The sequence below is a fragment of the Sphingomonas bacterium genome (assembly GCF_903643035.1).
In the GTDB taxonomy this organism is placed as follows: Bacteria; Pseudomonadota; Alphaproteobacteria; order Sphingomonadales; family Sphingomonadaceae; genus Sphingomonas.
On sequence record NZ_CAHJWW010000037.1, the window covers coordinates 1 to 16,173 of the forward strand.

At 68.0% G+C, this 16,173-nt stretch carries 15 protein-coding genes; 6 read left to right on the plus strand and 9 right to left on the minus strand.

Annotation, left to right across the window (positions count from 1 at the left end; genetic code table 11):
• Window positions 1–394, minus strand: a 394-nt coding sequence (locus HUV01_RS04090; protein ID WP_174297041.1) for a hypothetical protein, incomplete at its 3' end; no start/stop codon positions are given.
• Between the two features lie 93 nt (window positions 395–487).
• Window positions 488–1,333 (minus strand): D-alanyl-D-alanine carboxypeptidase family protein, encoded by an 846-nt coding sequence (locus tag HUV01_RS04095; protein WP_174297042.1) that lies wholly within the window; start codon window positions 1,331–1,333, stop codon window positions 488–490.
• 312 nt (window positions 1,334–1,645) lie between these two features.
• Here HUV01_RS04095 and HUV01_RS04100 point away from each other — a divergent pair, with 312 nt between their 5' ends.
• The 3 genes from HUV01_RS04100 (at window position 1,646) to HUV01_RS04110 (ending at window position 4,525) form a co-directional block, all read left to right on the plus strand.
• Window positions 1,646–2,638, plus strand: coding sequence for an SDR family oxidoreductase (locus HUV01_RS04100; protein ID WP_174297043.1), 993 nt, complete (start codon window positions 1,646–1,648; stop codon window positions 2,636–2,638).
• Between the two features lie 17 nt (window positions 2,639–2,655).
• On the plus strand, window positions 2,656–3,168 hold the full coding sequence (locus HUV01_RS04105; protein ID WP_217430898.1) for a DUF4142 domain-containing protein: 513 nt from the start codon (window positions 2,656–2,658) through the stop codon (window positions 3,166–3,168).
• 205 nt (window positions 3,169–3,373) lie between these two features.
• The gene (locus HUV01_RS04110) at window positions 3,374–4,525 is read left to right on the plus strand and encodes a 5-methyltetrahydropteroyltriglutamate--homocysteine S-methyltransferase (RefSeq protein ID WP_174297045.1); all 1,152 of its coding nucleotides are present in this window, start codon (window positions 3,374–3,376) and stop codon (window positions 4,523–4,525) included.
• A 58-nt stretch (window positions 4,526–4,583) separates the two neighbouring features.
• Here HUV01_RS04110 and HUV01_RS04115 read toward each other — a convergent pair whose 3' ends face one another.
• Window positions 4,584–5,015 carry a MerR family DNA-binding protein gene (locus HUV01_RS04115; RefSeq protein ID WP_217430899.1) on the minus strand — a complete coding sequence of 144 codons (432 nt, stop codon included), beginning with the start codon at window positions 5,013–5,015 and terminating at the stop codon, window positions 4,584–4,586.
• Window positions 5,016–5,080: 65 nt separating this feature from the next.
• Here HUV01_RS04115 and HUV01_RS04120 point away from each other — a divergent pair, with 65 nt between their 5' ends.
• From HUV01_RS04120 to copD, 3 genes are read left to right on the plus strand one after another with little or no spacing between them, the layout of a single operon-like run.
• Window positions 5,081–6,508 carry a hypothetical protein gene (locus HUV01_RS04120; protein WP_254606370.1) on the plus strand — a complete coding sequence of 476 codons (1,428 nt, stop codon included), beginning with the start codon at window positions 5,081–5,083 and terminating at the stop codon, window positions 6,506–6,508.
• A 46-nt stretch (window positions 6,509–6,554) separates the two neighbouring features.
• Window positions 6,555–6,914, plus strand: coding sequence for a copper homeostasis periplasmic binding protein CopC (copC, locus tag HUV01_RS04125; protein ID WP_254606371.1), 360 nt, complete (start codon window positions 6,555–6,557; stop codon window positions 6,912–6,914).
• Between the two features lie 19 nt (window positions 6,915–6,933).
• Complete coding sequence (gene copD, locus HUV01_RS04130; RefSeq protein ID WP_174297048.1) at window positions 6,934–7,854, plus strand: copper homeostasis membrane protein CopD; 921 nt, start codon at window positions 6,934–6,936, stop codon at window positions 7,852–7,854.
• Between the two features lie 56 nt (window positions 7,855–7,910).
• Here the strand turns inward: copD and HUV01_RS04135 are convergent, their stop codons facing one another.
• The 6 genes from HUV01_RS04135 to uca form a co-directional block, all read right to left on the minus strand.
• On the minus strand, window positions 7,911–8,399 hold the full coding sequence (locus HUV01_RS04135; RefSeq protein ID WP_174297049.1) for a DUF6644 family protein: 489 nt from the start codon (window positions 8,397–8,399) through the stop codon (window positions 7,911–7,913).
• A gap of 3 nt (window positions 8,400–8,402) precedes the next feature.
• A complete protein-coding gene (locus HUV01_RS04140; RefSeq protein WP_174297050.1) occupies window positions 8,403–8,900 on the minus strand; it encodes a DUF6644 family protein in 498 nt (165 codons plus the stop codon).
• Between the two features lie 349 nt (window positions 8,901–9,249).
• A complete protein-coding gene (locus HUV01_RS04145) occupies window positions 9,250–9,882 on the minus strand; it encodes a hypothetical protein (protein ID WP_174297051.1) in 633 nt (210 codons plus the stop codon).
• 141 nt (window positions 9,883–10,023) lie between these two features.
• Complete coding sequence (locus HUV01_RS04150; protein WP_174297055.1) at window positions 10,024–11,034, minus strand: sterol desaturase family protein; 1,011 nt, start codon at window positions 11,032–11,034, stop codon at window positions 10,024–10,026.
• 137 nt (window positions 11,035–11,171) lie between these two features.
• Window positions 11,172–12,923, minus strand: coding sequence for an allophanate hydrolase (atzF, locus tag HUV01_RS04155; protein WP_174297052.1), 1,752 nt, complete (start codon window positions 12,921–12,923; stop codon window positions 11,172–11,174).
• The coding region (gene uca, locus HUV01_RS04160; RefSeq protein WP_174297053.1) for an urea carboxylase at window positions 12,920–16,173 on the minus strand (3,254 nt) is incomplete at its 5' end. The genes uca and atzF, both read right to left, overlap by 4 nt.

A 16,173-nucleotide genomic window follows, 5' to 3' on the forward strand; every position in this document is an offset into this window, starting at 1 on the left:
GGGCGGCCGCCGGCGGCGCGGCCGGGCGGAGCCTGACCGCCATGACGAAGGCGACGAGCGCGGCGAGCCGGACGGGATCGGCGGCGGCGAGCGACGCCGCCGACAGGCCGGAGAAGGCGCACGGCATCTCCGCCCTGCCGCCGTGGTCCTTCTGCCCGTGGTCCTTGCCGCCGTGATCGGGTATGTCGCCGCCCATCCCCGGCCCCACTCCCGGCCCCGTCTCCGACATGGTCATCGGCATGGACGCCAAGCCCGAACAGGGCTCGATCGCGAGGCGGCTTCCGTGACCGCCGATCATGTAGCCGGCCGGCACCAGCAGCCTCAGCGCCAGCGCCGCCGCGCAGATCAGCACCGCGAGGTGGCGTTGCGCGATGAGGCGGCGGACGGCTGTCACGCGCCGCCGGTAGCCCGGATGCGGGCCGCTGTCATCCGCGGCCGGCGGGGAGCCGGATGGATGTGGCGGGGGGCGTGGAGGCGTCGAAGGCCGCTACCGCCTCCTCGCCGGCTCCTGCGCGCCGAAACCCAGTTCGAGGAGGTTCGCGACCCGCACGTCGCGCGCGGCGATGCTGCGCTCGCCAAGGACGACGGCGACGATCCTCCGGCCGCCCCGCCTCGCCGAGGCGGCGAGGTTGTAACCGGCGTCGACCGTGTAGCCGGTCTTGATCCCGTCCACTCCCGCCACCTTGCCCAGCAGGTGGTTGTGGTTGGCGAGCCGCCGCCTCCCCCACCGGACGGAGCGCGTGGCGAACACGGGGTAGTCGCGTGGATGGCGCTTCAGGATCGCGACGGACAGGGTCGCGATGTCGCGCGCGGTGGTCACGTTGCCCGCGTCCGTCAGGCCCGTGGCGTTGGCGAAATGCGTGTGGAGCATCCCGAGCCGGCGCGCCTTGGCGTTCATCCGCGCGACGAACCGCTCCTCGCTCCCCGCCAGCGTCTCCGCCAGCGCGACCGCGATGTCGTTGGCCGAATGCACCGCGACCACCTCCACCGCACTCCGCACCGCGAGCGATCCATTGGCCCCGATACCCAGCCGCGAAGCCGGCTGCCCGGCCGCGTTCGGCGACACCGTCACGAGGCTGCCCGGCCGCAGGCCGCCCTGCGCGAGCGCGTCGAAAACCAGGTACAGCGTCATCATCTTCGTCAGCGACGCTGGATGCCGGAGCGCATCGGCCCGGTCCGCGTACAGCACGCTGCCGGTGGCCACGTCCACCACCACTTCCGCGACACGGCTCTCCGCCCTGCCCCATGCCGGCGTGGCGGAACCAAGGGCGACGGCGGCCAATGCCGCAACGCCCATCCAGGCGCGCCGGATCGAGGCCAAGAAGCGCCGCATCGCCATTATACCCGCCTTTTAAGTCCGCCGTTCACCGGCGCGGCCTCCACCGCACTGCCCGAACCTGAGCTGAACCCGGCCGCGGCCATCACTTTTTCAAGGCGTTGTCACTTCTTTAGGTCGGTGTCGGCGAGCGAGGCCGCACCCGGAGCGTTCGCGGGCGGGATCGCCGGTGCGACGGTCACGCAATGGGATCTCCATGACTTGGCCGCGACTGGCAGAGTTAGATGCATGCCGCCATGCCAGGGCACCGTAACCTGTCTCGACCGTTCTGACCGACGAAGAGTTTGGAACAGCCAGGAGCGGATCGACATGGACGAGGCAACGCGACGTCAGGTTATGACGGCTGCGGCATTGGGCGCCGCGGCAACGGTGGTTGCCTCGCCTGCCTCGGCGCAGGCCGGATCGGGCGGCCAGGCGCGGGGCGGCAAGCAGGACCCGCGCGGCAAATATGCCAAGCCGCCCTTCAAGGCGCAGACGCAGGCATGGCCGGGGCTCGCCAGCCGGATGGATCCCCGGCCCGATCACGGCGAGACGAGCTATGTCGGCAGTGGTCGCCTGACCGGTCGCAAGGCGCTCATCACCGGCGGTGACAGCGGGATGGGACGCGCCGCGGCGATCGCCTTTGCTCGCGAAGGCGCCGATGTCGCGATCAACTACCTGCCGGAAGAGGAGCCGGACGCGCGCGAGGTGGTGGATCTGATCCGCCAGGCTGGGCGCAAGGCCGTGGCGATCCCTGGCGACCTTCGTTCGGAGGCGTTCTGCGGCAGCCTTGTGGACCGTGCGGTGGCGTCGCTGGCCGGCCTCGACACGCTGGTGATGAACGCCGGACGTCAGCAGTCCGTCCCTTCGATCCTCGACCTCACGACGGACGAATTCGACCGGACGATGAAGACCAACCTCTATGCCCCTTTCTGGATCATCAAGGCGGCGATCCCGCACATGGAACCTGGATCGGTCATTATCGGCACCACGTCCGAGCAGGCCTATGATCCCTCGCCGGACCTCTACGCCTATGCCCAGACCAAGGCCGCGACGATGAACTACGTCAAATCGCTGGCAAAGCAGCTTGGCGGGCGCGGCATTCGCGTAAACGGCGTCGCGCCGGGACCGGTCTGGACGCCGCTACAGGTGTCGGGTGGCGCGCAGCCGGCCAAGGTCGTGACGTTCGGCGCCACCGCGCCGCTCGGCCGGCCGGGCCAGCCGGCGGAGTTCGGCGGCATCTATGTCCGGCTCGCCGAAGACGACGGAAGCTACGCCACCGGGAACATCTACGGCGCTGGCGGCGGCCAGGGACAGCCGTGAGGAGCGGGAGGATGGCGATGCACAAGGTGATGACAGGGTTGCTCGCGATCGCGGCGGCCGGCAGCGCGGCGGCCTCGCCGGAGGCGGGATCGAAGGCGACCCGCGACTATGTCCAGGCGGCCGGCCAGTCGGATGCGTTCGAGATGCTGGAGGCGGACACTGCGCTGACGGGGAGCGGCGCTCCGCAGGTGCGCGGCTATGCCGAGCGAATGATCCGCGATCACGCGAAGACGGGCCAGGCGCTCCGCAAGGCGACGGACCGTTCCGGCCTGACACCGCCGCCGATGGGGATCGGCGAGGATCAGGCGCGTCTGCTTGGCGCGCTGCAGTCGCTGAAGCAGCCAGAATTCGACCGGACCTACTGGCGGCATCAGATGCTTGGCCATCGCTCGGCTCTGACCGCGGCACGCGATTATGCCGCCAGCGGCGACGATCCCGCCGTGCGGCAGGTTGCGGCGGCGTCGGTCCCGGTGATCCTGGCCCATCTCGCGACGGCCCAGAAGGTGCTGGCGTCGCTCGGCGAGCGGTAGCGGGGTGCGCCGGGGCGTCGGCCATCGGCACGCGCCACCGCGGCGGTGCAGGAACTTCGGCGTCCACCTTTGATAGTGATCCAAAGTTGCCCCTCCCCATCAGGTGCCCGGCCGGGCGCATGTTGACGTGGATGCACACGCGGGGCAGAAACCCGGTGTGTTCAAGCGCCGGCCTGCAAAGGCGGCATTGCCGAAAGACCGATGAATGGCCACCGCCACTGTAGCCGAAGCAACGCGCGGCACGGCGCCGCTCGACCCCCCGTTCCGCGCCGATCAGGTCGGCAGCCTGTTGCGGCCGGCGGACCTTCTGGAGGCACGTGCCCAGTGGAAGGCGGGTACCCTCCCCTTGGACGAGCTTCGCTCGATGGAGGATCGCGCGATCAGGCAGGTGGTCGTCGAACAGGAGGCGACGGGCCTGCGCGTCGTGACCGACGGCGAGTTTCGCCGGGAAAGTTACTTCGCCGATTTCTTCGAACGCGGGCTGGGTGGATTCAAGCGCCACGCCGATGCCGGCAAGGGCTGGAACTACCAAGATGCGCAGGGCAAGCAGCGTGGTGCCTCGTTGACCACGATCACCGCCCCGATGCGGTGGACGAAGCCGATCCATGCGGACGAGTTCGAGTTCCTAGCCTCCGTGACGAAGGTCACGCCGAAGATCACGCTGCCCTCGCCCTCGATCCCGCACTTCTTCGGCGGCCGCGAGAACATCAGCCGCGACGTCTATCCCGATCTCGATATGATGTGGGCCGACCTGGTGGACTCGTACCGTCGCGAACTGAAGGCGTTATATGATGTCGGCTGCCGCTACGTGCAGATTGACGAGACCGCGATGGCCAAGTTCGGGGACCCCAAGATCCGGCAGGCGCTCGCCGACCGGGGAGACAGCTGGGAAGACCTGCTGCCCCTCTACGCCGGGGTCATCAACGACTGTCTCGCGGAAGCGCCGGCGGACATGCACATCGCCCTGCATTCATGTCGGGGCAACAATCAGGGTTCGTGGCAGGCGGAGGGAGGGTACGACCCCGTCGCCGACACTCTGTTCAACAAGGTCAACGCGCACTCCTACTTTCTGGAGTACGATTCGCCACGAGCCGGAGACTTCTCGCCGCTGGCCCACGCGCCCGCGGACAAGATGATCGTGCTCGGCCTAGTCACCACCAAGAGCGGCAGGATGGAAAGCCGGGACGACCTCTTGAAGCGTATCGGACAGGCCGCTGTTCACCTTCCGCTCGACCAGCTCTGCCTCAGCCCGCAATGTGGTTTCGCGAGCGCGGCACCCGGGAACCCCATCTCCTTCGCAGAGCAGGACGCCAAGCTGAGGCTGGTCGTGGATGTCGCCGGCGAGGTCTGGGGCTAGCACCGGCGTCGCGTCGCCTGCCCTTGGTACGTCGGTCGGGTAAGCTCCGTTCACGATGTCATGAGGCGCCGGCGACGGCTCCCGCATGGTCGCTGTCGAACGCCGCGATGATCGGGCATGGCCCTGGGGAGTTCTCACCGCACCGACGCGCCAAGCGGGTGAGCGAGTCGCGGACGGCGTTCAGTTCCGCGATACGGTCGTCGAGGAAGATGAGTTGCTGTTTCGCAAGTTCGCGAGCGCGATGGCGATCCTGCGTCGCATCGAGCGCGAGCAACTCGCCGATCTGCTCCAGCGTGAACCCCGCCGCCTGCGCCGACCGTATGAACCGAAGCCTGCGTCGATCCTCCTGCCCATAGCGGCGAATGTATCCTGCGTTCTGGCCACCGCCCTTTTCCGGCGTCGCGAGCAGGCCCCGGCGCTGGTAGAAACGGATGGTCTCGACGCCGACCCCCCCTTCGCGCGCCAGGCCGCCGATCGTCACCGATCCCATCGCTTGACTCCGTACCATGGTACGGAGGCTATAACCCTTCGCGCCCCGGTCTTTCAAGGAGATGCGTGATCAAGCGAATGCTCGCCCAGGCGGCGGCCGGCCTCACCCTCGGCCTGATGGTTGCCCCACCGGCATGGGCACAGCAGATGCCGATGGACATGCCCGGCATGCCGATGCCGCAGGCCACGCAGCCCGCCGCCGTGGGTGAGGGCAAGCCCGCGCACGGCGCGGAGCCCGGAACCATCCCGAACACACCGGGCATGTCCGGGATGGACGGCATGGACGGCATGGACGGCATGGACGGCATGGCAGGCATGGCCATGAAGATGCCAGCCATGCTGGGGCGGTATCCGATGACGCGCGAGAGCTCGGGAACGGCCTGGCAGCCCGACAGCTCGCCGATGCGCGGCGTCATGTTCGATGTAGGCGGCTGGTCGATGATGGCCGAAGGCTTCGCCACGCTGATCTACGACGATCAGGGCGGTCCGCGCGGGCGCACCGAGACGTTCAGCAACTCGATGGCCATGTTGATGGCGAGCCGCGACGTCTCCGCGACGGACAGGATCGGGCTGCGCGCGATGCTCTCGCTCGATCCGGCGATGGGGCCATCGGGCTACCCGCTGCTGTTCGCGACCGGCGAGACGGCCGATGGCAAGACCACGTTGGTGGACCGGCAGCATCCCCATGACTTGTTCATGGAGCTTGCGGGTACGTGGAGCCACGATCTGGGCGGCGGCAGGGCCTTCTCGCTCTACGCGGGACTGCCGGGCGAACCCGCGCTCGGCCCGACGACCTTCATGCACCGCATCTCGGGCATGGACAATCCGGAGGCGCCGATCGGACACCATTGGTTCGACAGCACGCACGTCACCTTCGGCGTCGTCACGGCGGGGCTTTCCGCCGGTCCCTGGAAGGTTGAGGCGAGCGCGTTCAAGGGCCGCGAGCCCGACGAGCATCGTTGGGACATCGAGGCGCCCAGGCTCGACAGCTGGTCGGTGCGGGCGTTCTGGAACCCAGCCACCGACCTTTCCTTTCAGGTCTCGACCGGGCATCTCCACTCGCCCGAGCAGCTCGAGCCCGAGCAGGATCAGCAGCGGACCACCGCCTCCGTCACGTGGACCAGGTCGCTCGGCCCGAACCGGTATCTCGCGACGACGATCGCATTGAGCTCGAAGGACGAACGTCCCGGTCCGACGCTGACGGGTCTGCTGGGCGAGGCCACGCTTCGGATGGGGCCGGATGAGGTCTACGCGCGCGCAGAGCACGAGCAGGAGAACGAGCTGTTCGACACGGGGCCGCTCGCCGGCGCGATCTTCGGCGCGAACAAGCTCTCGCTTGGCTACCAGCACGAACTGTCGCTCGCACGGCACCTGTTCCTGGCGATCGGCGGGCTCGCCAGCGGCTATGCCTTTCCCCACAGCCTCGAGCCGAGCTACGGACACGAGGGGGTGAAGAGTTTCATGCTCTACGCCCGCCTGCGGTTCGGCAGTTGATGATCGATCCGACCGACCCACCGATCCCCGACAGGAAATGAAGATCATGCGCCCCATCGTTCTTGCCGCCATCGGCCTGATCGCCAGCCCGGCTGCCCTTTGCGCGCATGCCAGGCTGCTGGCATCCACGCCCGCCGCCAACGCGACGATCGCGCCGACGAACAGCATCAGGATGCATTTCAGCGAGGCTCTCGTGGAGAAACTCTCAGGCGCCGACCTGACGATGACCGGCATGGCGGGGACGGGGATGAACGTGTCCGCCAAGGTCAGGCTGGAGCCGGACGGCAAGTCGCTGGCGCTGGTCATGGCGAAGCCGCTGTCGCCGGGAACGTACAAGCTCGCCTTCCATGTGACATCGACGGACACGCACCGCGTCACCGGCGGTTTTGCCTTTCGCGTGAGATGACGACGGACTGGATGCGTCCATGATCCTCATCCGGCTCGCGCTGTATCTCACGCTGACGCTACCGGCCGGGCTGGCGAGCTTCGGGCTTCTGGTGACGCCGGGCGAGCGTGGCCGCGGAGTCGCGTCGCGTCCGGCGATGCTCGCCAGCGCGGTGCTCGCGATGATCGGGTCGATGATCTGGCTTCCGCTGGTCGCGGCGCAGATGGCGGGTACGTCGGCGTGGCCCGTCGAGCTTGCGACCGTGCAGCTCATTCTTGGCAGCACGGCGGTAGGAACGGCGTGGCTGATCCGCATGGCCGCGCTTCTGGCGGCGATCGCGGCGATGGCTCGACCGATCGACGGCAGGGCGAGGCTGACGTTCATCGCCGCCAGTTTCTGCATCGCGCTGGGATCGCTCGCCTGGACCGGTCATGGCGTGGTGGGTGACGGAGCGGCGGGCTGGCTGCACCTTGGCGCCGACATCCTTCATCTGGTCGCGAGCGCGATCTGGATCGGCGCGCTGGTGAGGCTGACCGCGATGGCGATGCGACGGACGGCGCTGGTCGACGAGGGTCATCTGCGAGCCACGCATGACGCTCTCAGGGCCTTTGGACCGGTGGGCATCGTCGTCGTCGGCGCGCTGGTCGTGACCGGCCTGATCAACGGGTGGTCACTGTTGGGACCGGACGCGCTCGGCTCGCTTGTGGGCAGCGACTATGGTCGGCTGCTGATCGCCAAGCTCGCGTTGTTCGGTATCATGCTGGCCCTGGCCGGTCTCAACCGGGTCCGGTTCACGCCGGCCTTCCGAACGGCGATTTCAAGGTCCAGCCCGCGAGGGGCGCTCCGCGTGCTTCGCTTCGGCCTGATCGTCGAGACCACGGCCGCAATCCTTGTCCTGGGCCTGTTGGCCTGGCTCGGCACGCTGGAACCGCCGGTTGCCAGCCCATGGCCGCAAGCGTGACGGGCCGCCGTCCGATACCATGACGGTCTCGCCTGGTCGCAGCCGCCGCGACGACCCTATACGAAACCGATCCAGCGTCCCGCGACGACGACACCGATCCAGAACGCGAGCGACAGGCCGGCGGCCGTCCGCACAGCGCCCGGTGCCGGGAACACCATGTCCCAATTGCTCACCCGCCGCCAGGCACCGAAGTGCAGTACCACCATGTTGAGCCCGGCAAGCGCGAGCAGCACCATCTTGATGCGGAATGGCACGTTCGCATAGTATTTCGTCGCCGCCGACACGAACATCAGCGTGCCGGTAATTGCCGCTATCAGGAAGGCGATCCACGTCCAGGGCAGCATCTCGCGCGACAGCTGCACCGCCCCAATCCTGCGCGCGGAAACGCCGAGCAGCCGCAGGTCGACCATCGCGATCGTACCTACCACCAGGGTCAGCGCCAGCACATGCACCGTCTCTATGGTGGGGAACATCCACTCGGACTCGGTGATCTTCGTCCCGAGCGAGCTTGCCTCGAGCCAGGCACAGGTTTCCAGGATACCCATCGGTCAGACCTGACCGCCGGCATAGGCGATCCATCGCCCGCACACGACGATCGCTACCCACAGTCCAAGCGATACGAGCGCGCAGGTGCGGATGACCGTTCGCCTGCCAAGGGGCATGTCGCGAAAGCGCCGGTCTTCCAGCAGGCCCCGTACCGACGCCGTGAAGATCACCGCGGCGACCAGCAGCCCCATCTTGGTGAGAAAGATCCAGTTCAGCAGCTCGCGCGCCGGCTCCGCCATGATCTGGAGCGTCCCCGTCCCCAGCAGCACGCAGAGCGCCCCCCAGATCCAGGGATAGAAGCGCAGATTATAGTCGCGCATGGATTGCTCGCGCGCCAGGAACCCGGCGAGCCTGAGGTCCAGGACCGCGACCGACGCCATCACCACCCCGATCGACAGGATATGGATGCTCTGCAGCGTCGGCACCGTCCAGTTGCGGCTCGCGATCGCCTGACTCAGCTCCGTCCCCGCCAACCAGTCGCTTATGTTCGTCAAACTCACGAGCATCATCCGCCTCTCCACTCCCCGGCCGAGGACGAGCTATTGTGTGTTCCCGCCGCTTTCCAGTTACATACGGTTGAATGGGGCGCGTGCCACGTTTCACCAACGTTACATCGGCCTTCACGATCGCCATGGCGGCGACCGCACGTCATGCGGCTCTGGCTGGCGATGTCTCGCTGTATGCCCCTTGCCGCGCGACGACCAGGATGACTCCAAGCGTCGATCAGGGCGAACGGGGAGGAACTTGCTGCCCTAGACTTCGATGCGCGGCCTGACGATCATCGGGCGCGGTGCAGCACCCCGCCTGCGAAGCGCTGAACGATCCGACGGTGAGGCGGATCGCCCAGGCTTACGAGCCCAGCAGTCTCTTCTTCAGCAATCCCCTGAGCAGCCTGTCCTCCAACACCCGCCCGACAAGATACAGGGTGGCGAAGATCGCCGCGAACACATAGGCGGCCGTGGGCGAGGGCTTCTTGTGTTTCTTGTCGGCCTTGTCGGCATCGTCCTTGCCGGGCTTTTCAGGCGCGGGTGCGCCAAGGGCCTTGTCCAGGGGATTCATCGGCACCACGGTTTTCCTGACGACGGGTTTCTTCCCAGCCGCGCTCTTGCCGGACTTGCCCGCGACCTCGGTTGACGGTTTCTCGAGCTTTCCCAAGCTTATGGTTAACTGGGCGATGCCCAAAAACAGAAACGGCGCCAGGAAGCAGAACAGCAGCGCCCGGCTGATGAGATGATAGCGCAGGACAGGTCCGCCCAATCCCCGTTCGATCCGCAAGACACCGCTGTCGAAGATGGACATCTTGTCCTGCGCAGCCTGATCCTTCTTGCTGAAGGTCAGCGTGTCGCCTGCGCGCTCATGGCTGGTGCCTGTCTGGCCGAACAGGGTGTCGAGCCTGTCGAAGGCGTCGTCGCTCGATTGCGCGGGGGCGAGGTCCAGACTGCCCCTGACGTGCCAGATCCAGTCGATTGAACGCAGCTTCACATGATCTCCTTCGGGAGAGACGCCCTACCCCAGCCGGCGGCGATGCCGGCGGCGATGCCGGCAGCGGAACCGCGCATGGTGAAACCGGCCTTGGAACGACGGAGGGATAGACCGGGGATCATGCCGATGGAGCAAGGCTCCTCACTCGGCCGGCACCACCAGCGGCCGGCCGGCCATCGACTGTCCGGGCGTCGACCGGCCAAGTCGCTCCTTCAGCGTCTTCCAACCCTCGGTGAAGGGGTAGGTCATCTGCTCCCGGATCGACATGCGGCGACCGCCTTCCATGCCAAGCAGTTCGGCCTCTCCGTCGACGCATGTGCCGAACATGCGGTCGATGAAGATGTATGAGCCGGAATAGTTGCTGCGGGATGCTTCATAGTCCTGCGAGTGGTGCAGGCTGTGGTGCTCGGTCGTGTTGAACAGGAACCGCCACCAGCGGGGCGAATTAAAGCGGACGTTGATATGCTGGTACGTCCCGATCGCCATGCCGACGGCGCCGGCGAGCAGCGCGGCGCGGGGCAGGAAGTCGAAGAAGCCGCCAACACCGATCCCGATCAGAAAGAGTTCGACCGGATTCCCTACCGCACCCTTGTTGATGTTCAGCTGGGTAATGTAGTGATGTACCGAGTGCGGCAGCCAGAGCGGGTACCAGTTGTGCATTCCGCGATGCATCCAATACTGACCGAAGTCGAAGATGAACGAGATCAGGAACGCCTGAAGCAGGAGCGGCAGGCCCGTGAACCAGTTGAACTTGTCCAAGCTGATAAAGTGCTGGAACTTCTCCACCGCGACATCGCTGCCGATATAATTGTCGACAATGCGCAGCAGCGTGTAGCCGAGCCCGACGTAGAACAGGTCGGTGACCAGTTCCTTCCAGGTCAGGCGCCAGCTATCGAAACGCGGATTGACCCATTCGAGCGCCAGCAGCAACATCTTGAAACCGATGCCGATGCCGATTGCGGTCGACGCCTTAGCGATCGAATTGGGCGCATAGTACCAGAACGCGATCAGCGCGAACAGCATCACGGGCTGAAACCAGGTGAAGACGAACTGCTTTACCGGTCCGCCTTCCACCCTGGGGATGTTTTCCCAGCCGATGGTGACCGGCGCCTGCGCTCCGATCACCCTCTTGCCCACCAGAATGCCTTCCATCGTGCCCTCGCGCGCCGCCTGCATGCGAAAAAAATACCCGAGACGCCTCCGCAACGTCATACGTCATCCAACGTATAAGCCGTTTGCGCCATGCCGCTCCGACGCGATTGATCCTGCCGCTGATCGCGAGGGTGGTTCTACGACTGCACGAAGCGGCGCCATCCGCCGAGCGTGGTGATATCCCGCGCACCTATGGTTGCGCGCGGTTCGGCGACGAAGCCCTTGACCTGGCTGCCGTCCTCCAGCGTCACCGTGCCGATGGCGAGCGGCGGCGGCACCTCGGCGACGAAACTGCCGAACGCCGCCATTTCGAGTTCATAGACCTCGACCGCGATCGTGGCGCCATCCTCGCTATGAACGAGCGCGGGCTTGGGCGGCACGCTGTCCGCCATCGCATAGAGGCGATAGGTCGGCGCCGTCCTCGCCTCTCCCACGAAGCGCGCGTCGCGGGACGTCAATTGCCAGTGCAGCGGCATGTCCTTCAGGTGCGCGCCGACGACGGCCAGCTTCACGGTGTCCATCCGTCCCTCCAGGTCGAGCGGCGGCGAAAGCGCCGGCGCTGGGAAAAAGGCTGCCGCCGCATCGATCAGGCTGCGGTCGCTGCCCGCCGGGCCGATAAGCGTGATGCCGAAGCCGACATCGCTCTGATAGCGTCCCGTCGGCACCGCGATCGCGGCCATGTCGAGCAGATTGACGAAATTGGTATAGGCGCCAAGGCTGGCGTTGAGCGCGACCGGCGCGGCGAGCATCTCCGACACGCGATAGCTGGTCGGCGCGGTCGGCAGCGCGAGCAGATCGACCGTCGCCCACATCTCCTCCATTGCCCGGACGAGATCGGCGAGACGGTAGCGCGCCGCAAAGACGTCGACCGCGCTATACGCCAGACCTTCCTCGACGATCGACCTGACGACCGGATGGATCGCGTCCCGATCATCCCGAAGCAGATCGTGCAGCGCGGCGGTCCGCTCCGCGATCCAGGGGCCGTCGTAGAGCAGACGGGCGGCGTCGTTGAGCGGCGCCATGTCGATCTCGACGATTTCGGCGTCCAGACCGGCCAGGGCTCCGGCATAGAGGAAGCCCGACTCGATGTCGCCGAACCAGGGCCGCTGGTCGGCGCGGGGAACGCCGATCCGGCGGCGCGCACGGACCACCTCGTCGAACGACCGCGAGAAAGCGTCCTCGCGGTCGAGACCGGCGACGACCGCATCGACGATGGCGGCGTCCTGCGCGGTGCGCGTGAAGGCGCTGATGCAGTCGAGCGTGCGACACGCGGGGACGAGGCCGCGGGTGCTCCATCGTCCCCGGGTCGGCTTGAAGCCGATCAGGTGGTGGAAGGCGGCGGGGATGCGGCCCGATCCCGCCGTGTCGGTACCGAGCGAGAAGGCGACGAGCCCGGCCGCCACCGCCACCGCCGACCCGGAGCTCGACCCGCCGCTGATCCAGGCGCGGTTATAGGCATTGCGCGGGATGCCATAAGGGCTGCGCGTGCCGTTGAGGCCCGTGGCGAACTGGTCGAGATTGGTCTTGCCGACGGGGATCGCGCCCGCGGCGACCAGCCGCTCGACCACCGTCGCCGATCGCGAGGGCGCGTAGGCGAAGGCCGGGCAGCCAGCCGTCGTCACGAGGCCGACGACATCGATATTGTCCTTCACCGCGAAGGGCACGCCGGCGAGCGGCAGCGCCTCGCCCGCCGCGACCCGTCCATCGACCGCCGCCGCCGCGGCGCGCAGCGCGTCCGCATCGAAGCGCGAGATCCATGTCGCCGGCTGGATCCGGTCGTAGAAGGCAAGGCGGCCGATCGCCTCGTCGATCACCACGGTCGCGGAGCGGCGACCCGATTGCACGCCGGCGGCGATCGCGGCGACCGACAGGGGGGCAGGATCGGTCACGCGCGCACCAGCGCCAGCATCGGCGCGCCGGGCGTGACGCTCTGCCGTTCGGCGACGTAGAGCGCCGCCACCGTTCCCGCCGCCGGGCTGGCGACCGGAAACTCCGTCTTCATCGCCTCCAGGATCGCGATCGTCTCCCCGGCGGCGACGGTGTCACCGGGCGCCTTCATCAGTTTCCAGACGCTGCCGCCGAAGGGCGCCTCGACCAGTTCGGCGCCATCGGGCAGCGCGATCTCGCCGGCGGGTTCCGCGTCCTCCTCACCGGTCAGGCTCGCGACGCGATCGAACTCGCCGCGCCGTTCCCATTCGGCGCGCTCGGCGGCGAAGGCGGCGTTGCGGCGTTCCTCGAACGCTTGGATCGAGGCGGCGTTCTCCGCCAGGAACGCGCGATAGTCGGCGAGCCGGAACTCGGTCTCCTCGATCTCGATCCCGCGCCGGCCGAGCGGGAAGTCGCGGCGCCATTCGATCAGCTCGTCGTGAGTGACGGGGAAGAAGCGGATCTGGTCGAAGAACCGCAGCAGCCACGGCTTGCCGCCGGTGAAGGCGCCGGTCGGCAGGTGCGTCTTCCAGACCTGGATGGTGCGGCCGAACAGCTGATAGCCGCCGGGACCTTCCATCCCGTAGATGCACATGTAGGCGCCGCCGATGCCGACGACGTTGGGCGGCGTCCAGGTCCGCGCCGGATTGTACTTGGTCGTGACCAGCCGGTGGCGCGGATCGATCGGTGTGGCGACCGGCGCGCCCAGGTAGACGTCGCCGAGCCCGTAGACGAGGTACCGCGCGTCGAACACGATGCGGTGGACATCGTCGGCGGTGGCGAGGCCGTTCGCGCGGCGGATGAACTCGATGTTGTCCGGGCACCAGGGCGCATCGTCGCGAACGACGGCCATATAGCGTTCGATCGTCTGGTGGATGGCGGGGTCGTTCCAGCTGAGCGGCAGATGGACGATGCGCGAGGGGATCGTAAAGTCGTCAAGGTCGCCCAGGGCGGCCTCGATCGCCCTCAGCCGGTCGATCAGTTCGTCCTCGTGCAGGCGGACGCCGTCGAAATGGACCTGGAAGGACCGAATGCCCGGCACGATGTCGAGGATGCCGGGCAGCGCCAGCTCCTCGAGGGTGGTCGTGGCGGCATGGACCCGCAGGCGCAGTTCGAGGTCGAGCGTGATCGGACCATATTCGACCAGCAGGTTGCGGTCGCCCTGGCGGCGATAGAGGATGCGGGGGCGGCGGCCGTCCGCCGCCAGCTCCGCCAGTATCGCATCGGACGCGCCGCCCTTCGCCGTGGCCGGGACGGTCGAGGCGGAGACCGGACCGGTGTTGGAAACGGAGCCGGGCGACAGGCCGCCCCCGATCCGGTCCTCCTCCATCGCGCTCGCCGCGTTCGCCTCGGCGAGGCCGACCTGCTCGAAGCGGACCTGGTCGCCCGGCGCGAGCTGGCCGACCTTCCACAGATCGGCCGCGATCACCACGAACGGGCAGACGAAGCCGCCCAGCGATGGGCCGTCGGGGCCAAGGATGATCGGCATGTCGCCGGTGAAGTCGATCGCCCCGATCGCATAGGGATTGTCGTGGATGTTGGACGGGTGCAGCCCCGCCTCCCCGCCGTCCTGTCGCGCCCAGCGCGGCTTGGGACCGATCAGCCGGACGCCCGTGCGGTTGCTGTTGTAGTGGACGCGCCAGCCGGCGGACAGGATGGTCCCGATGTCCTCCGGCGTGAAGAAGTCGGGCGCGCCGTGCGGGCCGTACAGCACGCGTATCGTCCAGTCCGGGCCGAGCGGCGGCTGGTCGACCGCGCGCGGGCCGGGGATGACCGCGGGCGGGTGCGGCGCGAGATGCAGCGTGTCGCCGACGAGCAGCCTGCGCCCGCCATGACCGCCGAACTCGCCGAGGTCGAAGGTGCTGCCGCTGCCAAGATACGCCGGCACGTCGAGGCCGCCGGCGAACAGGACATAGCCGCGCATCCCGCCGCCGCCGACGCGCCCGAGCGTGAGCGACTGTCCCTCGCCGACCGGGACTGGCTGGTTGCGGGGCACCGGCCGGCCGTCGAGCGTCGCGCCGAAATCCGCGCCGGTCAGGCAGATCCGGCTTTCGGCGTTGAAGCGGAGCGCCGGGCCGGTGGCGGTGACCTCCAGCCCCGCCGCGCCCGGATCGTTGCCGAGCAGCGCGTTGCCCAGGCGAAAGGCGCGGGCGTCCATCGGCCCGGACGGCGGCACGCCCACGCTCCACAGCCCGACGCGGCCGGGATAATCCTGCACGGTCGTCAGCGTGCCGGACGACTGTACGGATATGCTGCGGGGACGATGCTCCACCCGGTCGAGCGATCGCGTGGAAACGTCGCCCGAGACGAAGTCGGCGCTCCGCGCGACGTCCCGCAGCCAGCGCAGGTTGGTCTCGATCCCCGCCAGCCGCGTGTCGTCGAGCGCGGCCTGCATCGCCGTGACCGCGGCGTCGCGATCGTCCGCGCGCACGATCAGCTTGGCGATCATCGGATCGTAGAAGGAGGAGACCCTCGTCCCGCTCTCGACCCACGTCTCGACCCGCGCGCCGTCCGGAAAGGCGACGTGGGTCAGCGAACCGGCGGCGGGGCGGAAGTCGACCGCCGGGTCCTCGGCATAGAGCCGGGCCTGGATGGCCCAGCCGCGCGGGCGCGGGACCGGCGCGTCGAGGAACGCATAGTCGCCCGCCGCGCCGCAGACCATCCATTCGACCAGATCGATCCCGGTGACCTCCTCCGTCACGCCATGCTCGACCTGAAGCCGCGTGTTGACCTCCAGGAAGAACCAGTCCTGCCGCTCGGCGTCGTACAGGAACTCGACCGTTCCCGCCGACCGGTAGCGCGCGGCCGCGCACAGCCGGACGGCCGCGTCGGTCAGCGCGGTGCGGACATGGTCGGGAAGATGCGGGGCGGGCGCTTCCTCGATCACCTTCTGGTTGCGGCGCTGGAGCGAGCAGTCGCGCTCGCCCAGCGAGACGACCCGCCCCGTGGCATCGCCGAACACCTGGACCTCGACATGGCGCGCGCGCGGCACGAACCGTTCGAGGAACAGCCCCGCGTCGCCGAAATTGCCGGCGCCGAGCCGCGCCACGGTCGCATGACCCTCCCGCACCGCCTGCGCGTCGGCGCACACGCGCATGCCGATGCCGCCGCCGCCCGCCGTCGCCTTCAGCATCACCGGATAGCCGATCCGCGCCGCCGCCTCGACCGCGGCGTCCGCGTCGCGGAGCAGCCCGGTGCCCGGCGCCAAGATCG

Coding starts and splice junctions, on each gene's coding strand:
- HUV01_RS04095 (WP_174297042.1), bottom strand. CDS start 1,333: ATGCGGCGCTTCTTGGCCTCGATCCGGCGCGCCTGGATGGGCGTTGCG.
- HUV01_RS04100 (WP_174297043.1), top strand. CDS start 1,646: ATGGACGAGGCAACGCGACGTCAGGTTATGACGGCTGCGGCATTGGGC.
- HUV01_RS04105 (WP_217430898.1), top strand. CDS start 2,656: ATGCACAAGGTGATGACAGGGTTGCTCGCGATCGCGGCGGCCGGCAGC.
- HUV01_RS04110 (WP_174297045.1), top strand. CDS start 3,374: ATGGCCACCGCCACTGTAGCCGAAGCAACGCGCGGCACGGCGCCGCTC.
- HUV01_RS04115 (WP_217430899.1), bottom strand. CDS start 5,015: ATGGGATCGGTGACGATCGGCGGCCTGGCGCGCGAAGGGGGGGTCGGC.
- copC (WP_254606371.1), top strand. CDS start 6,555: ATGCGCCCCATCGTTCTTGCCGCCATCGGCCTGATCGCCAGCCCGGCT.
- copD (WP_174297048.1), top strand. CDS start 6,934: ATGATCCTCATCCGGCTCGCGCTGTATCTCACGCTGACGCTACCGGCC.
- HUV01_RS04135 (WP_174297049.1), bottom strand. CDS start 8,399: ATGGGTATCCTGGAAACCTGTGCCTGGCTCGAGGCAAGCTCGCTCGGG.
- HUV01_RS04150 (WP_174297055.1), bottom strand. CDS start 11,034: ATGGAAGGCATTCTGGTGGGCAAGAGGGTGATCGGAGCGCAGGCGCCG.